At 35.5% G+C, this 23,075-nt stretch carries 20 protein-coding genes, 3 tRNA genes and 1 riboswitch; of the genes, 8 read left to right on the top strand and 15 right to left on the bottom strand.

The genetic code is table 11. From position 1 onward, the window contains the following. Nucleotides 1–93: 93 nt before the first annotated feature. From DNG35_RS07270 to DNG35_RS07245, 6 genes are read right to left on the bottom strand one after another with little or no spacing between them, the layout of a single operon-like run. On the bottom strand, nucleotides 94–636 hold the full coding sequence (locus tag DNG35_RS07270) for an acyl-CoA thioesterase (RefSeq protein ID WP_111127396.1): 543 nt from the start codon (nucleotides 634–636) through the stop codon (nucleotides 94–96). 3 nt (nucleotides 637–639) lie between these two features. Beyond that, a complete protein-coding gene (locus tag DNG35_RS07265) occupies nucleotides 640–1,005 on the bottom strand; it encodes a 6-phosphogluconate dehydrogenase (RefSeq protein ID WP_111127394.1) in 366 nt (121 codons plus the stop codon). A 4-nt stretch (nucleotides 1,006–1,009) separates the two neighbouring features. Continuing rightward, nucleotides 1,010–2,386, bottom strand: coding sequence for a DNA recombination protein RmuC (gene rmuC, locus DNG35_RS07260; protein ID WP_111127392.1), 1,377 nt, complete (start codon nucleotides 2,384–2,386; stop codon nucleotides 1,010–1,012). A 39-nt stretch (nucleotides 2,387–2,425) separates the two neighbouring features. Next, entirely contained in the window at nucleotides 2,426–3,205 is a 780-nt protein-coding gene (locus DNG35_RS07255; protein ID WP_111127390.1) for an ABC transporter ATP-binding protein, read from the bottom strand. Between the two features lies 1 nt (nucleotide 3,206). After that, nucleotides 3,207–4,214: an iron ABC transporter permease gene (locus DNG35_RS07250; protein WP_111127388.1), complete on the bottom strand. Its 1,008-nt coding sequence runs from the start codon at nucleotides 4,212–4,214 to the stop codon at nucleotides 3,207–3,209. Continuing rightward, on the bottom strand, nucleotides 4,215–5,354 hold the full coding sequence (locus DNG35_RS07245) for an ABC transporter substrate-binding protein (RefSeq protein WP_111127386.1): 1,140 nt from the start codon (nucleotides 5,352–5,354) through the stop codon (nucleotides 4,215–4,217). Nucleotides 5,355–5,422: 68 nt separating this feature from the next. After that, a riboswitch (cobalamin riboswitch) is annotated at nucleotides 5,423–5,611 on the top strand. 30 nt (nucleotides 5,612–5,641) lie between these two features. On the opposite strand from DNG35_RS07245, the gene DNG35_RS07240 reads away from it, so the two are divergent. From DNG35_RS07240 to DNG35_RS07215, 6 genes are all read left to right on the top strand, one after another. Further along, nucleotides 5,642–7,468 carry a TonB-dependent siderophore receptor gene (locus DNG35_RS07240; protein WP_111127384.1) on the top strand — a complete coding sequence of 609 codons (1,827 nt, stop codon included), beginning with the start codon at nucleotides 5,642–5,644 and terminating at the stop codon, nucleotides 7,466–7,468. Nucleotides 7,469–7,473: 5 nt separating this feature from the next. After that, the gene (locus DNG35_RS07235) at nucleotides 7,474–8,511 is read left to right on the top strand and encodes a quinoprotein amine dehydrogenase (RefSeq protein ID WP_146228842.1); all 1,038 of its coding nucleotides are present in this window, start codon (nucleotides 7,474–7,476) and stop codon (nucleotides 8,509–8,511) included. A gap of 170 nt (nucleotides 8,512–8,681) precedes the next feature. Then, nucleotides 8,682–10,625 (top strand): peptidylprolyl isomerase, encoded by a 1,944-nt coding sequence (locus tag DNG35_RS07230; protein WP_111127380.1) that lies wholly within the window; start codon nucleotides 8,682–8,684, stop codon nucleotides 10,623–10,625. Next, complete coding sequence (locus DNG35_RS07225; protein WP_111127378.1) at nucleotides 10,612–11,487, top strand: peptidyl-prolyl cis-trans isomerase; 876 nt, start codon at nucleotides 10,612–10,614, stop codon at nucleotides 11,485–11,487. Before DNG35_RS07230 ends, DNG35_RS07225 begins: the two co-directional genes overlap by 14 nt. Continuing rightward, entirely contained in the window at nucleotides 11,471–12,928 is a 1,458-nt protein-coding gene (locus DNG35_RS07220) for a peptidylprolyl isomerase (RefSeq protein ID WP_233494467.1), read from the top strand. Before DNG35_RS07225 ends, DNG35_RS07220 begins: the two co-directional genes overlap by 17 nt. Nucleotides 12,929–12,933: 5 nt before the next feature. Next, nucleotides 12,934–13,887 (top strand): MoxR family ATPase, encoded by a 954-nt coding sequence (locus DNG35_RS07215; protein ID WP_111127376.1) that lies wholly within the window; start codon nucleotides 12,934–12,936, stop codon nucleotides 13,885–13,887. 3 nt (nucleotides 13,888–13,890) lie between these two features. Here DNG35_RS07215 and DNG35_RS07210 read toward each other — a convergent pair whose 3' ends face one another. Then, entirely contained in the window at nucleotides 13,891–14,325 is a 435-nt protein-coding gene (locus DNG35_RS07210) for a cupin domain-containing protein (RefSeq protein WP_111127374.1), read from the bottom strand. 72 nt (nucleotides 14,326–14,397) lie between these two features. Here DNG35_RS07210 and DNG35_RS07205 point away from each other — a divergent pair, with 72 nt between their 5' ends. Beyond that, nucleotides 14,398–14,985, top strand: a complete 588-nt coding sequence (locus DNG35_RS07205) for a TetR/AcrR family transcriptional regulator (protein WP_111127372.1) — start codon at nucleotides 14,398–14,400, stop codon at nucleotides 14,983–14,985. 465 nt (nucleotides 14,986–15,450) lie between these two features. Beyond that, nucleotides 15,451–17,718, top strand: a complete 2,268-nt coding sequence (locus tag DNG35_RS07200; protein WP_111127370.1) for an aconitate hydratase — start codon at nucleotides 15,451–15,453, stop codon at nucleotides 17,716–17,718. Nucleotides 17,719–17,772: 54 nt separating this feature from the next. Here DNG35_RS07200 and DNG35_RS07195 read toward each other — a convergent pair whose 3' ends face one another. The 8 genes from DNG35_RS07195 to DNG35_RS07160 all read right to left on the bottom strand — a co-directional run bounded on the left by DNG35_RS07195 (nucleotide 17,773) and on the right by DNG35_RS07160 (nucleotide 23,044). Beyond that, nucleotides 17,773–18,927: a lycopene cyclase family protein gene (locus tag DNG35_RS07195; RefSeq protein ID WP_111127368.1), complete on the bottom strand. Its 1,155-nt coding sequence runs from the start codon at nucleotides 18,925–18,927 to the stop codon at nucleotides 17,773–17,775. A 6-nt stretch (nucleotides 18,928–18,933) separates the two neighbouring features. Beyond that, nucleotides 18,934–19,383, bottom strand: coding sequence for a sterol desaturase family protein (locus DNG35_RS07190; RefSeq protein WP_111127366.1), 450 nt, complete (start codon nucleotides 19,381–19,383; stop codon nucleotides 18,934–18,936). Nucleotide 19,384: 1 nt separating this feature from the next. After that, nucleotides 19,385–20,224 carry a phytoene/squalene synthase family protein gene (locus DNG35_RS07185; RefSeq protein WP_111127364.1) on the bottom strand — a complete coding sequence of 280 codons (840 nt, stop codon included), beginning with the start codon at nucleotides 20,222–20,224 and terminating at the stop codon, nucleotides 19,385–19,387. Beyond that, the gene (locus DNG35_RS07180) at nucleotides 20,221–21,687 is read right to left on the bottom strand and encodes an NAD(P)/FAD-dependent oxidoreductase (RefSeq protein ID WP_111127362.1); all 1,467 of its coding nucleotides are present in this window, start codon (nucleotides 21,685–21,687) and stop codon (nucleotides 20,221–20,223) included. Before DNG35_RS07180 ends, DNG35_RS07185 begins: the two co-directional genes overlap by 4 nt. Next, a complete protein-coding gene (locus DNG35_RS07175; protein WP_111127360.1) occupies nucleotides 21,684–22,580 on the bottom strand; it encodes a MerR family transcriptional regulator in 897 nt (298 codons plus the stop codon). The genes DNG35_RS07180 and DNG35_RS07175 overlap by 4 nt, the downstream gene beginning before the upstream one ends. A 202-nt stretch (nucleotides 22,581–22,782) precedes the next feature. Continuing rightward, nucleotides 22,783–22,866, bottom strand: a tRNA-Leu gene (locus tag DNG35_RS07170). Nucleotides 22,867–22,875: 9 nt separating this feature from the next. Beyond that, nucleotides 22,876–22,948, bottom strand: a tRNA-Lys gene (locus DNG35_RS07165). 23 nt (nucleotides 22,949–22,971) lie between these two features. Further along, nucleotides 22,972–23,044: transfer RNA gene (locus tag DNG35_RS07160), tRNA-Lys, on the bottom strand. Between the last annotated feature and the right edge of the window lie 31 nt (nucleotides 23,045–23,075).

Below are 23,075 nucleotides of genomic sequence, written 5' to 3'. Positions count from 1 at the left end.
TTTTTATTTAAAGTATGAAAAAAATAAATTGAAATCAACTTAGAAGTAGGAATATAGACGAAATGCACATTTTTTTACAAAAGCTAAAGAAAGTTATAACTCAAGACGAATATTTTGGTCTTTTAGCTCTAACTCATGTTTTTCTTTCGAGAAATCGAGCTCATTGAAATTTTCGTAGCGTTCGCTTTTCATTTCTTTTCGCGTTAAGCTTTTTAGAAAGCGTCTTAAATCGTCATCGGTTTTGAGAATTAGACCTGGTATTTTTATCGGTTTACCAGAATTATCTACAGCAACCATCGTAATGTAAGAAGAGTTGCAATGCTTTTTCTTGCCCGTTTGTATATTTTCTGCTTCTACACGTATACCGATGACCATTGAGCTGTTGCCGGTATAATTTACCGAGGCTTTCATGGTTACCAGTTCGCCAATTTCTATAGGTGCCAAAAAATCTACCGTATCTACACTAGCGGTCACGCAATATTGTCTGCTGTGTTTAGAAGCACAGGCAAAAGCAATTTGGTCTAACAACGATAAAATATAACCTCCGTGAATTTTCCCGTTAAAATTGGAGTGGGAAGGAAGCATGAGTTCTGAAATAACAACTTGCGAAGCTCTTACGGTTTTAAAATTATCCATAAATTATCTTCTAAAATGAGGTGAGTTGGCCAGTTCTACATCGGTTACAAAATATTTGGTGTCACCCCAAATGATAAAAGTTCCGAAACGTTCTTTATAAGTGAGCTTAACGTATTCGCCTTGGTAATCTTGCAGTTTTTGAATGACTTCTTCGTCTTTATCCAACACCGAAAAGCTAAAAATCTGAGCCCCGCTAATACCTTGGCTAATTTCGCCTTCCCAAGTTTTTACAATCACGCCTTTGTTGCTAAATTTGATGAGTTCGCCAGCGCGAGTTCCTTCACTGTAAGGCACGTAGTAAATAAATGCAAAATACAGGCAGGCAATGAGCGTGATGCTCAATAAAATATAAATAAGGATTTTTTTCATAAGATTATTCTTCTTCGTCTTGAGCTCTCGCCAACAAGTTCGTATTGATTTGCTTGCTCGCTTTGGCTCCTAATTTCTTTAATTTTTCGACCCGGCGAATTAAATTCCCCTTTCCGGTAAGTTTTTTCATCGCCGATTCGTAACTATTTTGTACGGTGCCAATTTGCTTTCCTACTTTAATCAATTCCTCCGTAAGGTTAACAAAAGAATCGTACAAAGCTCCGGCTTGATTGGCAATATCGAGTGCGTTTTGTTTTTGTTTTTCGTTTTGCCACATACTGTCGATGGTTTTTAAAACCGCCAGCAAAGTGGTTGGTGTTACTAAGATAATGTTTTTATCGAAAGCCTCGTTATACAAATTTGGGTTGTAATTAGAAGCCACTGCAAAAGCTGCTTCTATTGGGATGAACAGCAAGACAAAATCTGGACTTTCCATCTGGTAGATTTTGTGATACTCTTTTTTGCTGAGTTCATCAACCCGATTTTTAACCGACAGCAAATGACTTTTGAGAAAACCTTCTCGTTCTTTATCATCAGTTTCGTTCATGTATTTTTCATACGCATTTAGCGAAACTTTAGAATCGATAATCATTTTTTTGTTTCCGGGAAGTTTGATGACTACATCGGGCATCACGCGTTTGCCTTGTTCGGTATAATGATTTTCTTGCAGAAAAAATTCACGGTCTTTTTCGAGCCCACTTTTTTCGAGAACTGTTTTCAAAATCATTTCGCCCCAATTTCCTTGGGTTTTGGTATCGCCTTTTAAGGCTTTGGTCAAGTTGTTGGCTTCTTCACTTATTTTGAGGTTTTGTTCGTTGAGGTGTTTAAGTTGTTCACCTAAAGCTACGTGCATTTTGATGGATTCTTCTCTATTTTGCGTAACTTTTTCTTCAAAACCTTTTATTTTTTCCTGTAAAGGCTCTAAGATGTTTTTGATGTTTTCTTTGTTCTGTGTGGTAAACTTTTCTGATTTCTGATCTAAAATTTTATTGGCAAGATTTTCAAACTCTTTGGTGAACTTTTCTTGCAGCTTTTCAACCTCTTCTTTTTGGAGGCTAAGTTTTTCTTCCAGGTTGGCGTACTCTACATTTTTCTGGGTGAGCGAATTTTTCAGTAAATCTTTTTCTTTACGAATTTCTTCTCTTTCAGATATAATTTTTTGAATTCCTGTCTGATATTCTTTTTTATTGTTTTCCATTTGAATTTCCAAACGCTCAATCTGCAATTTATAATTTTCGATGGCCGATTGTTGCTCGATGCTTTTTTCGTTGAGCAGTTTTTGCGCTTGTTGTGATTTACTTTTTGAAATAAACCAAGCTAGCAGAAAAGCCACGGTAAAAACCGCCAAAATAATAATGATAGAAATAAGGTTGATGTCCATAGGAATAAGAATTACCCAAATATACTACCAACCAAAAAATTATTCGGGTTGTATCTTAAATCTTTTTTCAACAGGATCAAAAACGACAAAGTTTTTTGGAAATAAAGTCTCTAATTGGTGTGAAGCAATAAGGTTTTCAGGTGAAAAGGCTTCTATTTTTTGATGGTCGACCAAGAGAATCTGGTCACAAATTTGTAAAGCCAATTCAATTTCGTGCGTGGCAAACACGATGGTTTTGTTAAACTTAGAAGTCAATTTTTTAAGTAATTTAAACACAAAAGCTTTGTGGTAAATATCGAGATGCGAAGTAGGTTCGTCTAACAAAATGATAGGCGTGTCTTGTGCTACCGCTCGGGCAAGTTGGGTTTTTTGTAACTGTCCGTCGCTCAATTCAAACAAATGTTTTTGAACAATATCTTCAATTTCCAATAACGAAATCGCTTCTTCAATTTTTTGTTGATCTGTTGGGGTGAGTTTTCCAATCCAATTGGTATAAGGTTGTCTTGCGAAAGCTATAAACTCAAATACCGATAGGTTTTTGGAAAATGAGGTTTTGGTAAGCACAATTGCCATTTGTGTTGCCAAATCCTTGACATCATAATCGTCTAGATTTTTGCTTTCGAGGTATATTTTTCCGCTTAAAGCGGAAATTTCCCGCATTATGGTTTTAAGGAAAGTAGATTTTCCTTCACCATTTTTTCCAATGACGGCAATAAGTTTTCCGGTTTCCAGTTGCAAGCAAACGTCTTGGGCAAGTTGCTTTTTTTCATAGCCAATGCTTAGGTTTTTGGTCGTTAGGATGTGTTTTTTGGTTTCCATATCAAAACATCAGTTTCTTTTTTCGTAGCAACAACCAAATCACAATAGGAGCTCCAAAAGCCGAAGTTACCGCATTGATAGGCAAAGTATAAACCGAACCTGGTAATTGTGAAATGCTGTCACAAACAAGCATAATCAAGGCTCCAAAAATCAGATTAAACGGAATCAAAATATAATGATTACTCGACTTGATGACCAATCGCGTTAAGTGTGGAACTGCCAAACCTACAAAAGCAATTGGCCCGACAAAAGCGGTGGTGCTTCCGGCAAGAATGCCTGTAGCAACAATCACCAAAAATTTATTTTGCTTAAGATTGACGCCCAAACTTTTGGCATAAGCTTCACCCAACAATAAAGAATTGAGGTTTTTGATACAAAAAAGCGTCAGCAACAAGCCAATAAACCAACAAATAAAAAAGACTTGTACTTCTTGCCAAGAGATGTTTCCGAGATTTCCGAATGACCAAAAAATATATTTTTGTAAACTCTCTGCCGAACTAAAAAAAGATAATACACTTACCATCGCAGATGTAAAGCTGGCAAACATCAATCCGATGATAAGAATAGCCATCGTGTCTTTTATTTTGGAAGCCACACCCAAAACGGCTAATAAAACCAAACAACTTCCGAGACTACTGGCGATGACGATAGAGGTGTTTCCGAGAAGGAAGCTACCGAGAAAACTACTACCTAGAATCACTAATGCCACACCTAAACTCGCACCACTACTAATCCCTAAAATATAAGGTCCGGCTAACGGGTTTCGAAACAAATTTTGCATCAACAAACCGCTGAGTGCGAGACCAGAACCCACAAAAATAGAAGTAATGGCTTTAGGCAATCGGTAATCTAAAATAATGTATTGCCAAGTCTCATTTTCTGATTGTTGAAAGAGTATTTTAAAGACTTCTTTTACAGGAATATAAACCGAACCCAAACTAATATTAGTCAATGTAAAAACAACTAAAATGAGTAAGCTGAAAACGATATATAAATCGTGATTTTTCAATTATTCTAAAGGTTTAAAAAAGGTAAGTGGTTGGTCTTGATACAACTCTGGATGAAAGATTTTAATCAAATCTATCAATACCAAATCGGGTCGGTTAGGAGCGAGTTCATAAAAAAGTAAACCACCCGTTTCTCCTTTAGTTTCGGTTACGGTATACACATTTTTGTTTTGAAAAGCATCGAACTTTTGGTAATGCTGCGAAGCCGTTTTCATTTCGTCATAACTGGCATAAACACCAGGAGAAATCCAAATATCGGCAGTTTTTCCATTTTCAAATACATTTTCGAACGAAAGCGAAAGACTTCCAGTTCCTTCGGTATGTTTAAATATATAATCGCCACTGGCATCGGCAATAAATTGGGCTTGCCACGAGTTGCCTTGCGGACAATACCAAGTGTTTTGGTACAATCCACCACTTAAAACACTTGGATTATCTTCAGTGTTTTTTGCGGTTGCTTTTGCAATCCTATAATTGGTTTCGATCTTTTTAAAAATAGAATCGGCGAGTTTTTCTTGGTTGTATAAAGTTCCAAAAAACTTGATCCATTCAGCTTTTCCGAGCGGATGCTCTTCGGTCCAATCGCCATTGTAAATAATCGGGATACCACTTTTCTGAACGGTTTTGTAAGATTTTTCGTCACCGTTTACCGCAGATGCAATTACGGCTTGCGGTTGTAAAGCCAATAAAACTTCGGTATTGATGGTTTGTCCGGCTCCAATTTCTTTGATTTTATTTTCTCTAATGAGCTGTCGTGCTTTTTCAGAAGAAATATAATCGGTATGAGGAAAACCGACAAGTGTGTTTAGCTGCCCCAAACTTTCTAATGATGGAATATGCGTTGTCGAGGTTACCACCAATTTATCAATAGGTAAGGTTATTTTTTCGTCGTAGGTTATGTTTTCAGGGACAGCATTTTGGTCTTCTATCAATAAATAAGTAAAAGTTTGTTCGGCATTTGCCCAAGGCGAATTCACTTTTAGAATTTTATAACCCTCGTAATTGGCAATTTCAAAACCCGTTGCGTATTTAATTTCCGTAAAAACGATATTTTTCTCTTCTTTTTCTTCCTTATTTTTTGATTCTTCTTTACAAGCCAAAAGGAAAGAGAACACTAGTAAAAGCAATAGTTTTAAACGCATTTTGTTAAATTCTGTGGAGTACAAAGTTAATATTATTTCGCTTTAAGCTGTCTTATCTATAAAATTCTTTATTTTTGCCAAAAATAGGTTGCTTTTGTTGAGAAAGCATGAAAAGGGAATTAGGTGTAAAACCTAAGCTGTTCCCGCAACTGTAAGCTAAAAAAGCTATTTTACAAGCTTCAAACCACTAACGTTTTGTTGGGAAGGTGGTAAAATAGACGCAAGCCAGGAGACCTGCCTATTTGGTAACTAAAAATGAAGACTTTCGGGTAAAAAGTCGGTATTTTATGAAAGCTATACGTCTATTTTTTACGGTCTTTTTTGCTTCTGTTTTTGCCGCTTTTGGTCAAGAAAACAGAGAACAACTCGATACGGTTTTGATTAAAAAATCGAAGTTACAGACGTTTTCTGTTGGGCAGCAAGTTCAAGAGATTTCAGATAGCACTTTCGTGAAATCTCAGCCGCAACTCACGAACTTACTCCATTTTAATTCTTCGATTTACTTTAAGGAAAACGGTTTCGGAATGGTTTCTTCGCCTTCTTTTAGAGGTACAACTGCTCAACATACCGCTGTCATTTGGAATGGCATAAACATTAACTCACAAACCACAGGACAAACCGATTTTAATACCTTGAGTATTGCCAGTTTTGACCAAGTAAACATCAAAGCTGGCGGTGGAAGTAACCTATACGGAACCAGTGCAATTGGGGGAACCATACATTTAGAAAATCATTTGGCTTTTAATCAAGAAGACCAACATCAGATCTATGCTTCCTACGGAAGTTTTAATAGTTATGATGTTCGTTATAAAAACCATATCAGCCAAGAAAATTGGAGTTTGAATATTGGCGTAAATAGAAACCAATCGAATAATGATTATGAATTACCCAACGGGAAAAACAATCTCAACGGTGCTTTTTATCACAATAGTTTAACTGCAAATGCAGCAATTCGTTTGCAGAAGCATGTTTTTCGGTTATATAATTTGCTTACCGATAGCGAGCGACATTTTTCGCTTATCAGACCTACAGAAACCAAAACCAAATACCAAGACTTCAACACGCGAAGTTTATTGGAGTGGGAATGGAAAAACAAGCAATGGGTATCTAATTTTAATGTGGGTTATTTACTGGAAAACTATCAATATTTTGAAAATATCGAAACCGGGAATTACACTTTTGGGAAAGTAAAAACTTGGCTGACGAATTACGATTTTCAATATAAATTAAACAAAGGTATTTTGCTTAATCCTGTTGTGAAATTTAGAAATGATCGGGCAGAAGGAAGCAACTTAGAAGAAAACGAACGAGATAGTTTTATTGCTTTATTGGTTGGTAAACACCAAGTCAATAAAAAGTTATCTTATGAGGCTTCATTCAGAAAAGAATGGACGAGTTTATACGAGAGTCCGTTGTTATATGCCTTAGGGACAGAAATCAAACCCACCGATTTTTATTTGCTTTCCGCTCATTTTTCTAAAAGCTATAGGATACCCACTTTTAACGATTTGTTTTGGGAGCAAAGTGGCAACTTAGATTTAAAGCCCGAAACTTCTTACCAATACGAACTAGGAAATCGATTTTATATAAAACAAGATTATATTTCGGTAACGGGTTTTTATAACGACATTAAAGACATGATAAGGTGGTTGCCCGCCAATCAAGGTATTTGGCGACCACAAAATATAGATGAGATTTACACCTACGGCGTAGAAATTTCGTTGCAAAAGCACATAGAAATGGCTAAACATCAGTGGCAACTGAAAGCCGATTACGCTTACACGATTTCAAAAAACAAAGCAGAAGAAACCTTTCTCATATATGTGCCTGAACACAAATTGGTTTTTGGACTGAATTATGAATTTAAAAACTGGGAAATTTCATGGCAAAGTTTACATACCAGCGAAGTCTATACCCGAACCGACAATGATGCGCGTTACAATCTTGATGCTTATTGGGTGTCTAATTTCGCTTTAAGCTACACGTTTGGAAAAAACAAAACCTATGAAATAGGAACAAGGGTGAACAACATTTTTGAAAAAGAATATCAAGTGGTAGAGCTGCGCTATATGCCTCTACGGAATTATAATTTTTATTTTAACCTAAATATTTAACAATGATGAAAACAACAACTGTATTTTTATGGGCTTTTGTAGCCTTATTGACTTTAGCCTCGTGTAGCTCTGACGATGATTTTGTAGGCGATGATGTGCCACAAGGTGATTATGATAACGGGATATTTATTTTGAATGAAGGACAAACCGTTGGTTCTGTTTCTTTTTTAAGTAATGATTTCCAGACTTTAGAGCAGGAAATATTTGCCACTGTAAATCCGGGTGAAGACATTGGAAACTACTTACAAAATATCTTTTTTGACGAAGAAAATGCCTATATCATTGCAGGAACCAATAACATCACAGTAGTAGATCGCTATTCTTTTGCCTATAAAAATGTGATTACGACAGAGGTAAATGCTCCGCGTTATGGTGTTGCTCATAATGGTAAGCTCTATGTAACCAACCAAGCAGATTTCAGTACAACAGCAGATGATTATATTGCTGTTTATGATGTTGAAACCTTGACTTTTGAAACGAAAATTATTCCAGATGAAATTGTGGAGCATATTTATGAAGCCAATGATAAAATATATGTGCAAAACGCAGCTTTTGGTTTTGGAAATAAAATTTCGGTGATCAATCCCGCTACAAATACCATCGAAAGTACAATTACCACTACAGGTGACTTAGATAGTTTTAGCATAGACAATGATAAGATTTATGCATTAACGACTACTCAGTTAGAGGTTTATAACTTAGAAACCGCAGCATTAGAAAAAACAGTTGTCTTAGACTACTTTACAGGTTCACCAAGTAACATCGATGTAGAAGAAGGTGATATTTATTTTACGATTGGGGCAAGTGTTTATACGATGACGACTGCTGCTTCTGTACAGCCCAACAACCCAATTTTGACTTATGAGACTACTTCGGAGTTTGGGGTGATGTATGGTTTTGAAGTAGAAGATGGTCATATTTTTATTGCAGATGGCGGAGACTTTGCTTCTAATAGTAAAGCTTATATCTATGATTTAGAAGGCAATTTAGTGACCAATATCAACGTTGGTGTTGCTCCTAATGGGTTTTATTTTAATGAGTAGGTAATAGAAATGTCATTGCGAAACACTTTTGTGTTGACGCAATCTATATTAAAAAAAAAGCACAACTTAATTGTTGTGTTTTTTTGTGTATTTACTTATCCACTTTCAAGCACAAAATCTTGTCAAACTTGAATATTTTTTTAATTTTGAGCACCTTAAATTTCAAGCCCATGAAAAAGTTTTTAGGAATTGCTATTTTATTGGTATCCGTAGGTTTATCAGCACAAGATTTTTCTAAAGAAAGATTATTGAGTATTGATGGAAAACCCGTTTATGCAGATGAATTTATCCGCGTGTTTTCTAAAAACCTGGATATCATCGAGCAAGACGAAAAAGATATCGACGATTACCTCGATTTGTTTATCGATTACAAGCTCAAAGTTTTACAGGCTGAAGAAGAACAACTAGACACTTTACCCAGTTTTACAGGTGAGTTTCAGATGTATAAAAGTCAGTTGGCAAGTAAATACATCAAAAACAGCGAAGTGACAGAAAAGATTTTGCAGGAAGCTTATCAACGAAAGTTGGAAGACATCAACGCGAGTCATATTCTCATTAACGCAAGATTTAACGACGCTCCAGCAGACACCCTAAAAGCTTACCAAAAAGCTTTGGAAGCTAGAAAAGAAATCCTTTCCGGTAAAGACTTTGCAGAAGTTGCCCGTAAATATTCTGAAGACCCTTCGGTACGACAAAACGGAGGCGAATTGGGCTGGTTTACAGTTTTTAACATGGTTTATCCTTTTGAGAGTGGAGCTTACGAGACCAAAAAAGGGGAGGTTTCGATGCCGGTTCGTACACGATTTGGGTATCACCTTATCAAGGTAAATGATAGAAGAAAAGCTGAAGGAACGGTAAAAGTGGCTCACATTATGATTAAGGAAAATGAAGATAGTTCTACGGCAAAAACACAAATTGAGCAAATCAAAAAACAATTGGATGAGGGAGCAGATTTTTCCGCTTTAGCGAAACAATATAGTGACGATAAGAATACCGCAAGATTAGGTGGTAAAATGAATAGTTTTTCGAAAGGAAAACTAAAATCAGAGCCTTTCGAAAATCAAGCTTTTGCACTAAAAAATATAGGTGATGTTTCGGAACCTTTTAAAACCGATTTTGGTTGGCACGTGGTGAAATTACTGGAAAAAAATCCTATTCAATCCTACGAAGAAGAAAAGAGAGTCTTGGAAAACCAGATGAAAACCGATTCGAGAGCCCAAGTCATCGAGGAAGATATTCTGGCAAAAGCAAAAGCGTATTTTACGCTTAAAGAAGATCAATCTGCTTTGAAGTATTTTCAGAAAAATGTAGACGAGCGCTTTTTTACCAACAATTGGGAACCAAACAAGTTAGACCTTCCAGAGAAAAATGTGATTGAAATTAATGGAGAAGGTAAAACCTATGCCGATTTTGCCAATTACTTGGTGGGTTCGCAAAGTTTTTCTAACAAAAACCAAAGTATTGCTGAAAACATTGAGCGTTTTTACCAAAATTACAAAGATGATTTTTATAAAACCTATTACAAAAATAATCTTGCCGAGGTAAACGAAGATTATAAATATGTGTTGGAAGAATACAGAAATGGTTTGTTGTTGTATGATTTGATGAACAAAAAAGTCTGGAGCAAAGCCAAGGAAGATACCCTTGCGCTGAAGAAATATTATGACCAACATCAAAAAGAATATTTTTCTAATGCTACTTATGAGTTGGTGATTGCCTCGACGAGTGATAAAAAATTGGCGAAGAAAGTACGAAAAATGATGAAAAAACAGTTGGAAGTTTCTACGATAGAAGACAAGCTAAAAGCAGAAAACAAATCGGTGATTTTTAAATCGGGTACGTTTACAGAAGAAGATTCGTCATTGCCACACAATTTTAAGGCTAAAAAAGGCGTTTCTAAAGTATATGAAAACAACGGTGTTTTTGTGGTTTTGGACATCAACGCTATCCAGCCGAGTCAACCTATAAATTTTGAAGACGCTACCGGAAAAGTGATTGCAGATTACCAAGAAGAAATAGAAAAATCTTGGTTAGAAAACCTCAGGCAACAACATCGAGTAGAAGTCAACCAAGATGTATTAAAAAAAGTAAAAACGAAGTTTGAGAACCTATAGTATTATATTTCTTTACCTTGTATTGATTGTTTCTTTTGCGAGTTGCGATTTTTTTGTTTCGAAAACCAACGCCAAAAAAGATAATCCGGTAGCTCGTGTACACGACCATTACCTTTATAAAAGTGATATCGACAGCATTATACCAAAAGATATTTCGGGTAACGACAGTATTTTGTTTGTGAGTAACTATATCAACCAATGGGCTAATAAACAACTGTTAATGCACAAGGCAAAATACAATTTAAGCGAAGAAAAGCAAAAACAGTTTGAGCGGCTTATCAAAGATTATAAAACCGAACTTTACACCGAAGCCTACAAAGAAGCCATGATTTCTAAAAACCTCGATACCCTAATTGCAGATTCGGTATTAAGAAATTATTACAATAAGAATAAAGAGAACTTTAAGCTTAACCAAGACTTGGTGAAACTGCGTTACATCAATATAGATTTGAACTACGCAAGCGATAACAATAGGCGTTTACAACAAAAACTAATTGATTTTGACGAAGAAGATATCGAAGATCTCAATGATGAGTCCATCAAATTCAAATCTTTTAGTTTTAACGATTCGGTTTGGGTAAGCACGATAGAAATTTACGATAAAATCGGTCCGTTGTCTTCCCAAAATAAAGAGGAGTTACTAAAAAAGGAAAACTTCTTGCAACTTAAAGACTCTTTAGGAGTATATTTGATATACGTCAAGGATTATTTAAAAAGAAATGACCAATCACCATTAGAATTTGTGCGACCAACAATCAAACAAGTACTTTTGAATCAGCAAAAAATACAAATTTCAAAAAAACTAGAAAAAGATATACTAGATGATGCAATCCAAAATAAAAATTTTGAAACCTACGACTAAACTATTCCTACTTATACTTATTGTTCACTTATCCGCTTTCGCGAAAGCACAGCAAGACACACTTGTTAACTCAAGTATGCTAGTAAAATCAGACACGCTGATGGCAGCGACAACATTAGTGGAAAAAGATACAGTAAAAAAGCCTTTTAAAAAATTTAAAGCTGATGGTGTAGCCGCAGTTGTGGGTGAATTTGTGATTTTAGATTCCGATATTATCAAAATGCGCGAAGACATCAAAGCACAAGGGATGGATACAGGAGAAATTACCGACTGTCAGATTGTTGGTCGTCTGATGGAAAACAAATTATATGCTCATCACGCCGAATTAGATACACTTATTTCGATTACCCAATCTCGTGTAGAAGACATTACCCAACAGCAGTTAGACCGAATGGTGGCACAAGTGGGCGATATCGATAAAGTAGTAGCTTTTTACCGAAAAGATTCTGAAAAAGAGTTGAGAGACGAACTCAACGCCATCAACAGAGAGAGCCAATTGAGTTCGATGATGCAGGAAAAAATCGTAAAAGATGTGGAAGTGACTCCAGAAGAGGTTCGTCAGTTTTTTGATAAAATACCCGAAGACGAATTACCCATGTTTGGCGATGAAGTAGAGATTTCACAGTTGGTCATCAAACCCAAAGTCCCGAAAGAAGAGGAACAAAAAGTAATCGACCAACTTAACCAGATGCGTGATGATATTGTAAATAATGGCGCTAGTTTTGCTACCAAAGCAGTATTGTACTCGCAAGATGCTACGAGTACTCGTGGCGGACAAATGACGATTTCCAGAAAAGATCCTTTAGACAAAGATTTTAAACAAGTGGCTTTTAGCTTGCAAGAAGGGGAAGTAAGTAAGCCGTTTAAATCGGAGTTTGGTTACCATATTGTACAATTAGATAAAATAAAAGGACAGAAGTTAGACATTAGGCATATCATTATCATTCCTAAGTATACAATAGAAACCGAAGAAATTGCTAAAAATACCATTGATACCCTTCGTACCAATATCCTTAACGGAAAATATACCTTTGACGAGGTGGCTCGTAAATATTCTGATGAAAAGGAAACCCGTGAAGATGGTGGTCAGCTCATCAATCCTAAAACAGGCGATACCCGATTCGAATTGACCGATATCGATCCAACTATCTATGAGCAAGTCAACAATTTAGATGAAGGTGAAATCTCTTTGGTGCTTGCCGATCAGACGAGAACGGGACAAAAGTTCTTTAAAATCATTACCGTTAATAAAAAACACCCAGAGCATTTGGCCAATTATTCTCAAGATTATACCAAAATAAAACAGCTTGCTTTACGCGAAAAGCAAATAAAAGAGGTTGAAAAGTGGCAAAAAAAGAATATTTTAGACACTTATGTAAAAGTAAGTGAAGATTACCAAGATTGTAAGTTTACAGGTAATTGGTTAAAAACTAAATCTTAAAAAATATGTCAGACGCTGCGGCAATTCAACAGTTTCAAGAAAAAATACATTCTTTAAAATCGGAAATCAAAAACCAAATTGTTGGTCAAGATAAAGTCATTCACGAGATACTTTTATCGGTTTTTGCAGGGGGGCACACGTTGTTAATTGGGGTTCCCGGTTTAGCAAAAACCTTAATGGTAAACACGATTGCTCAAGCTTTAGGTTTAGATTTTAAACGTATTCAGTTTACACCAGACTTGATGCCAAGTGATATTTTAGGTTCGGAAATTTTAGACGAAACCCGAAATTTCAAGTTTATAAAAGGGCCGGTTTTCACAAATATTTTGTTAGCAGACGAGATCAATAGGACACCACCCAAAACCCAAGCCGCTTTATTGGAAGCGATGCAAGAGAAAATTGTGACCGTTGCCGGAACACGTTACCAACTACCACAGCCTTATTTTGTGTTGGCAACTCAAAACCCGATTGAGCAAGAAGGAACATATCCGTTACCGGAAGCGCAATTAGACCGTTTTATGTTTTCTATATATTTGGATTATCCGAGCTTTCAAGAAGAAATTGATATTGTAAAAAACACTACTTCAAATATTGAAGTAAATATAAAATCACTTTTTACCGCGCAGGAAATCATCCATTTCCAACAATTGATCAGACGTATTCCCGTAGCCGATAATGTGGTGGAATATGCTGTAAATTTAGTAGCGCAAACCAGACCGAAAAGTGATAAATCACATCAGTTGGTCAACGAGTTTATCGATTGGGGTGCTGGACCAAGAGCTTCACAAAACCTGATCTTGGCCGCCAAAGCCAACGCAGCAACCAAAGGTAAATTTTCACCTGATATCGAAGATGTCAAAGCGGTTTCTGAAGGCGTGTTACGTCATCGTATCATTAAAAACTACAAAGCTGAAGCTGAAGGTTATACCGAAGCGCAAATTATTAAGGAGTTGTTGTAAAAACTACATCTTTAAGTACATATCATAATTAGAAGCTGTTTCAATTACTTTCTGTATAATTTCTGGAGCTAGTGATAACTGTGCTGCATTGTCTATCTTTTCAGGCACGCCAAGGCTTTCAAAAAATTGTCTAAACCCTTTTGGACTGTGTATATTAACCCATTTACAAGCTTTGTCACTTTTGTTGGTGAAAGTATGCACGGTATTTGGTGCGATATCTATTGATTCACCAGCCTTTAAAGTGATGCTTTTCCCATCGGCGATAAATACCATTTCTCCCTCAGTAATTAAAAAAACTTCTTTATAGGTTTGGTGTGAATGCGGAGGAGGACCGTCAGTTTTTCCTGGTGTTTCTCCTGTTAATAAATCATAATCCCCTATTGTATTATGCGGAGTAACTCTATGGCCTAAGACCCATTTGGTAGTTGTATCTTTCATTTTATGAGATTTTTGTCTCACAAATTTAAAAGAAGATTTTTTAATATGCAATTTTTATGAGATATTTGTCTTATGAAAGAAAATTATGTTGATAAAGGAAGAAAAAAACAGAAGCTAGAAACTCGGCAAAAAATTTTAGAAGGAGCCAAGTATTTTTTAAGTCAAGGTAAGGACTTTACCTTAGAAGAAGTTGCTAGACAAATAGGAATTTCTAGAGCTACTGTTTACCGTTATTTCTCAAACACAGAAATATTATCGAGTGAAGCTGGGTTGGATATTCAAGTTATGAAACCAGAAAGGTTGATAGAAACTTTTAAGACCGATCAGATCGAAATAAAACTTCAAAAGATACAACACTATTTTAATCAACTTACCATTGATAATGAAACTGCTTTTAGAAAATATATCAGTGTGGTCTTAACTTCGGAAGAAGTAAGAAAAAAAAGAGGAGCTAGAAGAATTAAAGCAATCGAATTAGCACTGGAGGAAACATCAATACCTAGAGAAGATAAAGTAAAACTAGCAAACTTTTTAACAGTTCTAATGGGTATAGAACCATTTATTGTCACCAAAGATGTTTGTGGGCTTGATAATGCACAATCTTCAGAACTATTAACGTGGGGTTTGGAGATTTTTTTAAAAGGATATTTTCATCATTAGATTTTTATCTTGGATAAAAAAAACTATAAAATAATTCAATTTAACAGTAGGTGCTCAGTAATCGTATGGAACATTCTAACTATAAGTACTTATTTAGTATTGTTGCTACGAAAAATAAAGTCAAGAGGAGTTTAGTATGATAAAAGTTATTTTTTAGTTAAAATTAAGGTGGAGAAACCCTAAAATTAACTTTAATTTCTTCAAAAGAATAAACTGAAATATGGATTTATAAATTCCGATAAGTTTGTATCTCTCAAAATTTTCAGCCTTTTTTTATGAATATCTTATTTTAAAAGTTTTAAATTATCATATTCATAAATTTATTGATAAAAACCGTTATTTAGATTCATTATAATCAGTAAATATCACAATTGATTGCTTTATTTTTATTAAAAAAGCCTAATTGATGACGATTTTTAAAATCCATTAAAATTTTGTAAATTTACGCTCTTAAAAAATAAAACTATGGCATTATTTGATATCGATATGATAAAAAAGGTGTATAGCCAAATGCCAGAGAGAGTAGACCAAGCTCGTAAAGTTGTTGGAAAACCTCTTACTTTGGCAGAAAAAATACTATACACCCATTTGTGGGACGGAACACCCAACCAAAAGTACGAACGCGGAAAAGATTATGTAGATTTTGCGCCCGACAGAATTGCTTGTCAGGATGCAACAGCACAAATGGCGCTGTTACAGTTTATGCAAGCAGGAAAATCAAAATGTGCGGTGCCCACAACGGTTCATTGCGATCACTTGATTTTGGCGAAGCAAGGAGCAAAGCCCGATTTATTGCATGCCAATCAAGTAAGTAACGAAGTTTTCGATTTCTTAGAGTCTGTTTCTAATAAATATGGTATCGGTTTCTGGAAGCCAGGAGCGGGAATTATTCATCAAGTGGTATTAGAGAATTATGCCTTTCCTGGAGGAATGATGATAGGTACTGATTCGCATACCGTAAATGCCGGTGGTTTAGGAATGGTTGCTGTAGGTGTTGGTGGAGCAGACGCTGTTGATGTAATGGCAGGAATGCCTTGGGAACTTAAATTTCCTAAACTTATTGGAGTAAAACTTACAGGTGAACTTAACGGTTGGACGGCTTCGAAAGATGTAATTCTTAAAGTTGCTGGTATTTTAACCGTAAAAGGAGGAACTGGTGCAATTATCGAATATTTTGGTCCAGGAGCCAAAAATCTGTCATGTACAGGTAAAGGAACGATTTGTAATATGGGAGCAGAAGTGGGGGCAACTACTTCTACCTTTGGTTATGACGACTCGATGGAGCGTTTCTTAAGAGCTACCGGAAGAGCCGAAGTTGCTGACGAAGCCAATAAAATTAGAGAATACTTAACGGGTGATGACGAAGTATACGCAAACCCAGAACAGTATTTTGACGAGGTGATTGAGATTAACCTTTCAGAACTAAGACCTCATTTAAACGGACCATTTACTCCAGATTTAGCGACTCCTATTTCTGAAATGAGTGCTAAAGCGAAAGAAAATGATTGGCCAATTAATGTAGATTGGGGGTTAATCGGTTCTTGTACGAACTCGTCTTACGAAGATTTGACCAGAGCTGCTTCAATTGCCAAACAAGCGGTGGATAAAAAAATCAAATCGAAATCAGATTTTGGTATCAATCCAGGTTCTGAACAGATTCGTTATACCGCAGAAAGAGATGGTATCCTAAAGATTTTTGAAGATTTAGACGCTACTATTTTTACCAATGCTTGCGGACCATGTATTGGTCAGTGGGAAAGAAGTGACCGAAAAGGAGATGAGAAAAACACGATTGTTCACTCGTTTAACCGTAACTTCTCTAAAAGAGCAGATGGTAACCCAAATACCCACGCTTTTGTTGGTTCACCAGAAATGGTAGCAGCAATTGCGATTTCGGGTAGATTAGACTTTGATCCGACAAGAGATAAACTCATCAACGAAGATGGAGAAGAAGTTATGTTGGAAGAGCCTAAAGGTATCGAGTTACCGACCAACGGATTTGATGTAGAAGATCCGGGTTATATTGCGCCAAGAGAAGACGGAAGCGGAGTAGAGGTAAAAGTTTCGCCAACGAGCGAAAGATTACAACTGCTAGAGCCTTTCAAACCTTGGGACGGTCAGAACCTTATGGGAGCAAAATTATTAATCAAAGCGCACGGAAAATGTACGACAGATCACATTTCTATGGCTGGACCTTGGTTGCGTTTTAGAGGACATTTAGACAATATTTCAAACAACTGTTTGATTGGTGCGGTAAACGCTTTTAACATGAAAACGAACTTCGTTAAAAACCAGTTGACTGGAGAATACGGTGGAGTTCCTGATGTGCAAAGAGCCTATAAAGCAGCAGACATTCCTACGGTAGTAGTGGGTGATCACAATTACGGTGAAGGTTCTTCTAGAGAACACGCCGCGATGGAACCTAGACACTTAGGAGTAAGAGTAGTGCTCGTAAAATCGTTTGCACGTATTCACGAAACCAACTTGAAAAAACAAGGTATGTTAGGAATTACGTTTGCCAACGAAAACGATTATGACCTTATTCAGGAAGATGACACGTTCAATTTTATCGATTTAGAAAACTTTGCATCAGATCAACCATTAACGATAGAAATCGTTCATAAAGATGGAAGTAAAGACGTAATCAAAGCCAATCATACCTATAACGATAGTCAAATAGAGTGGTATAAAGAAGGTTCTGCGTTGAACTTAATCAAAAAGCAAAACGCTTAATCAATTCTTTTTAAATAAAAAAATCCGCTTTCGAGCGGATTTTTTGCTTTTAGGTTAAAAAAATTTTCTTTTTAAAACCCTGAAAAAACTAACCAAAAACTGAGGGTGATAAAGCGAACGGATAATTTTTATGTCTTGTGCAAGTGAAGATGCTTCATCTAAAAATTGAAATCCGTTTTGGATAGGATTACTATAAAATTTGGTAAATAACTGTTCGCCTAAATCATTATTATGGTAAAGTACATCAAGAAATATGTCGTCGTAAAATTGGTACTTTTTCATATATAAATTTCTGGTTGTCATATTTCCTTTTTTGATATTTTCTATAAGTGTTTTAACTTTCTTCTGTGAGTTTTTAAAAGCATAACCACTGCTCGCTTTTACCCAACCGCCAGCGGTTCCTATTTTGGTGATTTTTGATGTGTGGTAATCTTGAAACGGAAATGCACTCATTGGGATTTCACCGTATTCTTCTTCTAAAATGTCGTATTCGCTTAGCTGTAACTCCTTAGAAATATAGCTTTTTAAATGATTTTCATAAATTGAATTTTCAACGGTATGTGGAGAGAAAAAAGTAAATTCAATCAAGGCTTTATTGGCAGAAAAAGGTAAAACATAGATAAAACTAGTAGTGTTTTTATATTTGTAGCGATAATCCATCATGGTAAAATTGCTATCATCAAAAACAGGTTGTTTACTTTCAATCATCCAACCTTTAAAATGTTGGATGAGTAAAATATAGTTATGTTTTTGAAAAAAAGCTTTTGGAATACGACTATCGAAAACATGTTTTGCATGATACAGACCGTTTTTACCCATGACTTCCACTAGAGTGTCACTTTCGCGAACTTCTTCTATAAAATCTTCTATAATTTGAATATTGTCTTGTTCAGAAATTCTATTCTTACAGTAATTGTAAAAATCTACCGCTTTGATGGTTTTGTATTGATAATCCTGTAAAGGTATTTCCAGTTTTTTTTCGGAAGAAATAAATTGTGTTTTACCCCAAGTTTTAGAAACAATTGCTTCAAACTTCGAAGGATGTTTTTCCCAGAAACTCCACGTACGGTCGTTTTTGTTTTTTTTATCGAAGTCGATGAGCGCAATTTTATAATTTGCAAAGTAATGATCTTCCGCAAAAGCGAGAGCTAATTGGAGTCCCGCAAGACCAGAACCTATAATGATATAATCAAAATTGGTGTTGCTCACACAAGTTTATTTTTTAAAATATTTAAAAGGAACGAACAGCATCCCGAAATTTTCACCATCTTCTTTTCCTAAGTGTTTATGGTGTATTTTATGAGCCCTCCTGATGCCTTTGGCGTACCAATTATTAGCATTTCTAAAAAGCTTAAAACGCTGGTGAATAAAAATATCATGGACGGTAAAGTAAGCGATTCCATAGGCGAGAATGCCTAAACCAATAGGCAGGGTATACCAAACGTCTTCATATTTCCATAGTAGAAAGCAACCAATGCTTACCAAGGCATAAAACACAAAAAAGAGATCATTGCGTTCCCACCAACTGCTGTGGTCTTTTTGGTGGTGGTCTTTATGTATTTTCCATAAAAAACCATGCATGACATACTTATGTGTAAACCACGCCATAAATTCCATCAAACAGAAAGTGGTTAAAAATATAAGGATCCAAAAAAATATCTGCATCTTAATAGTGATTTAGTTTATAACCAACATAAGTTTTTGCTAAGATAGCCGCTTTTTGATAATTAGGAACGCTAATTCGAGTATTCATAAGTTGGCAGGCAGAAGTTTTCTTTAGCTTCTGAAGCAATTTTCTATAATAAAAATAAGCGGTAAAAACCCCTAGTCGAGCTTCGTTAGGTAGTTTTTTTATTCCGTGATAAGCGATGGCAAAATCCTCTTCAATTTCTTGGATGATTTTATTTTTGATGGTTTCATCCATTTTTTCATATGAAGCTCCCGGAAAATAAGTACGGTCTAACTCTTGATAATCGGCTTTGATGTCCCGCAAAAAATTGACTTTCTGAAATGCTGAGCCTAATTTCATGGCTTCGTACTTTAAGTCATCATACTTTTGTTTGTCTCCTTTTACAAAAACCATCAAACACATAAGCCCAACAACATCTGCACTTCCGTAGATGTACTCTTGGTATTCTTCTACTGAATTATAGACGCTTTTATGTAAATCTGCACGCATACTTTTTAGAAAATCACGGTACAACTCTTCGGGAATTTTGTATTTGTGCACCGTCATCTGAAAAGAATTAAGAACCGGGTTTAAACTTATTTTTTCTTCAATAGCTTCATATAGATCTGTTTCAAATTTATTGAAAAGCCTCTCTTTTTCATATGCATGAAAGGTGTCTACAATCTCATCGGCAAAACGTACAAACCCGTATATGTTGTGGATATCCTGCCGAATGCTGGCACCTAATAGCTTGGTAGCAATAGAAAACGAAGTGCTATAATTTTGGGTTACTTCAAAGCTGCATTTTTGCGATACGGTATCGAATATTTCTTTCATGCTACGTGGTTTTTAGTGATTAGATCGGCAACGAGTTTTCCAGAAATTAAGGCTGGCGGAACTCCAGGTCCAGGAACTGTAAGTTGCCCTGTAAAATATAGATTGCGAAGTTTTTTACTCTTTAGTTTGGGGCGTAAAAAAGCGGTTTGTAGTAAGGTGTTAGCAAGGCCATAGGCATTACCTTTATAGGAGTTGTAATCTTTTTTAAAATCCTTAAGACAATAACTTTCTTTGAATAAAATGTGTTTTTTGATGTTTTGTTGAGTGATTCTTTCTAGCCGAGAAACAATTTCATCAAAATATCTATTTCTAATTTCTTCGTTATCTTCTATATCAATAGCCAACGGAATTAGAAAAACGCCTGCTTCGTTACCTTCTGGAGCAACGCTGCTATCGGTTACCGAAGGGAAACTAGCGTAAAACAAAGGTTCTTTAGGCCATTTTTTGTCATCGTATATTGTTTCTATATGATTTTGAAAATCGGTGTCAAAAAATAAAGTATGGTGATTAACATTTCTTAGTTTCTTATCAAAACCTACATAAAAAAGTAGAGCAGAAGGAGCAAAAGTTCTTTTGTTCCAATAGCCTTCAGAATATTGACGGAATTTTTGAGGTAATAGGGTTTCGGTATAGTGGTAATCGGCTCCGCTTAAAATAATATCAGCTTTATGAATTTGAGTTTGGGTGTTAATTCCTATTGCTTTTTTATTTTCGGTGATGATTTGTTCTACTTTTTCATTAAAATAAAATTTCACACCTAGTTCTTGTGCTAGTTGGTGCAGGCCTTGAGCTACTTCAAACATTCCGCCTTTGACATACCAAGTACCAAGCCCAAAATCAGCAAAATTCATAAAACTGTAAAAAGCAGGAGTTTTTGAGGGTTTTGCCCCTAAAAATAAGACGGGAAATTCTAAAATCTGTATCAGCTTAGGGTTGTTAAACTTTTTCCTAATGGCTGTAGAAATATCCGTAAAGAATAAGTTTAAATTGGTAAGTGTTTCTAAGGTGATTAATTCGAGTGGAGAAATACCGGGTTTTAGTACTAATTTATTGATTGAAATGTCGTAGTTCTTTTCCGCTTTAGCGATAAAATCTTCTAAAATTTTACCGCTTCCTTTTTCAATACTTTCAAATGTTAGCTTGATTTTTTCAAGACTGTCGCCAATGGTAATGCTGTCATTTTCTCCAAAATATACTTGATAAGCAGGGTTGAGCTTTTCTAATTGGTAATAATCTTTTGGGCTTTTATTGAAATCTGCAAAAAACTTTTCGAAAACATCGGGCATCCAATACCAAGTTGGTCCCATATCAAATTTAAAACCTTCTTTTATAAGCTGTTGTGCGCGACCGCCAGCATGGTTGTTTTTTTCAATAACTTTTACTTCATACCCGTATTTTGCTAGATAACAAGCAGCCGAAAGTGATGAAAACCCAGCACCGATAATAATTACTTTTTTGTTCATGAGATCTGCTGGATAAATTGGTTGATATTTTCAAAAATTTTGATTCCGTATGGTAGTTTCTTTTTATTCAACTTTTGAGTTTGGTTGCCTAAAAGCCAATACTCATGTTGATAAGGCACACAAATATCGCGACTAAAATCATTTGTATAATCATTTATATCGTCTGGCTTAATGGTTAAATAACTTACAAAACAAAGTTTTTTATCAAGTTTTTTTAAGGTAATCAGGTTTTCTTTAGGAATACTATGTCCTAAAAAAATAGTTTTATAGCCGTTGTTTAATAATTCATAGTTAAGGTATAATAGACCTAAATCATGAATCTCTTCTTCAGGAAGAAAAAGTACAAAAGTTTTTGAATTATTTTGAAGGTTTATAACCGAATTTTTTTCTATTTCTAAATAGAGTTTTTGTCTAATAAGATGAGATAGAAAATGTTCTTGCGCGGGATTAATCACTTTTGTTTGCCAAAGCAGCCCTGTCTGATGTAATAAAGGTAAAAAAATATCTAAAAAAATAGTTCTAAACGATTTTTTTGATTTCAAATCTTGGTAGATAGATGTAAACAGAGTTTCATCATAATTAATCATCGCCACCTTCAATTGCTTTATGGCTTCTTCCTCTACTTGTTGATGGGTGAATTTTTGATGGATTAAATTTTTTATATCATTGGTCGATAAAGTAGAGATGTATGAGATCTTATAACCGTGCTTATTAAGCAAAGCAACATTTAATAAACGTTGTAAAGCAATATTGTCATAGATACGTATGTTGGTGTCTGTTCTGGTAGGAGAAAGAATATTGTAGCGCTTTTCCCATATTCTTATGGTATGTGCTTTGATGCCACTAAGCAATTCTAACTCTTTAATGCCAAAATGTTGTTTGATATTAGCCATTTATTTACCTACGTATTGACCAAATATATTAATTAATTTTAAAAGTGTTTAATGTATATTCAAAAAAGTTAAACAAAATTAATTTGTAGCTAAAATGTGTATATCCTAATTGGTTTTTTTTAGCGAAAAGCATAAATATTGTAACTGAAGAGTTACAATAAAGCCAAAGTAAAAATAATTAATGGATTTTTCTAAAAAGAAGTGCCCAAGATGGGAGTCGAACCCATACGCCCTAACGGACACATGGCCCTCAACCATGCCTGTCTACCAGTTCCAGCACCTGGGCAAAAGGAAGTGATCTGGCTGGGGCTCGAACCCAGGACCCTCTCCTTAAAAGGGAGATGCTCTACCAACTGAGCTACCAGATCGTGGTATTTTTTCAATAAAAAAGTGATCTGGCTGGGGCTCGAACCCAGGACCCTCTCCTTAAAAGGGAGATGCTCTACCAACTGAGCTACCAGATCTTTTCAATAAAAAACATTCTTGCTCGAATGC

Source organism: Mesonia sp. K7 (assembly GCF_003233725.1).
Taxonomy (GTDB): domain Bacteria; phylum Bacteroidota; class Bacteroidia; order Flavobacteriales; family Flavobacteriaceae; genus Mesonia.
The sequence above is the reverse complement of the archived record's forward strand: the minus strand, read 5'-3'. Positions and strand labels throughout refer to the sequence as shown.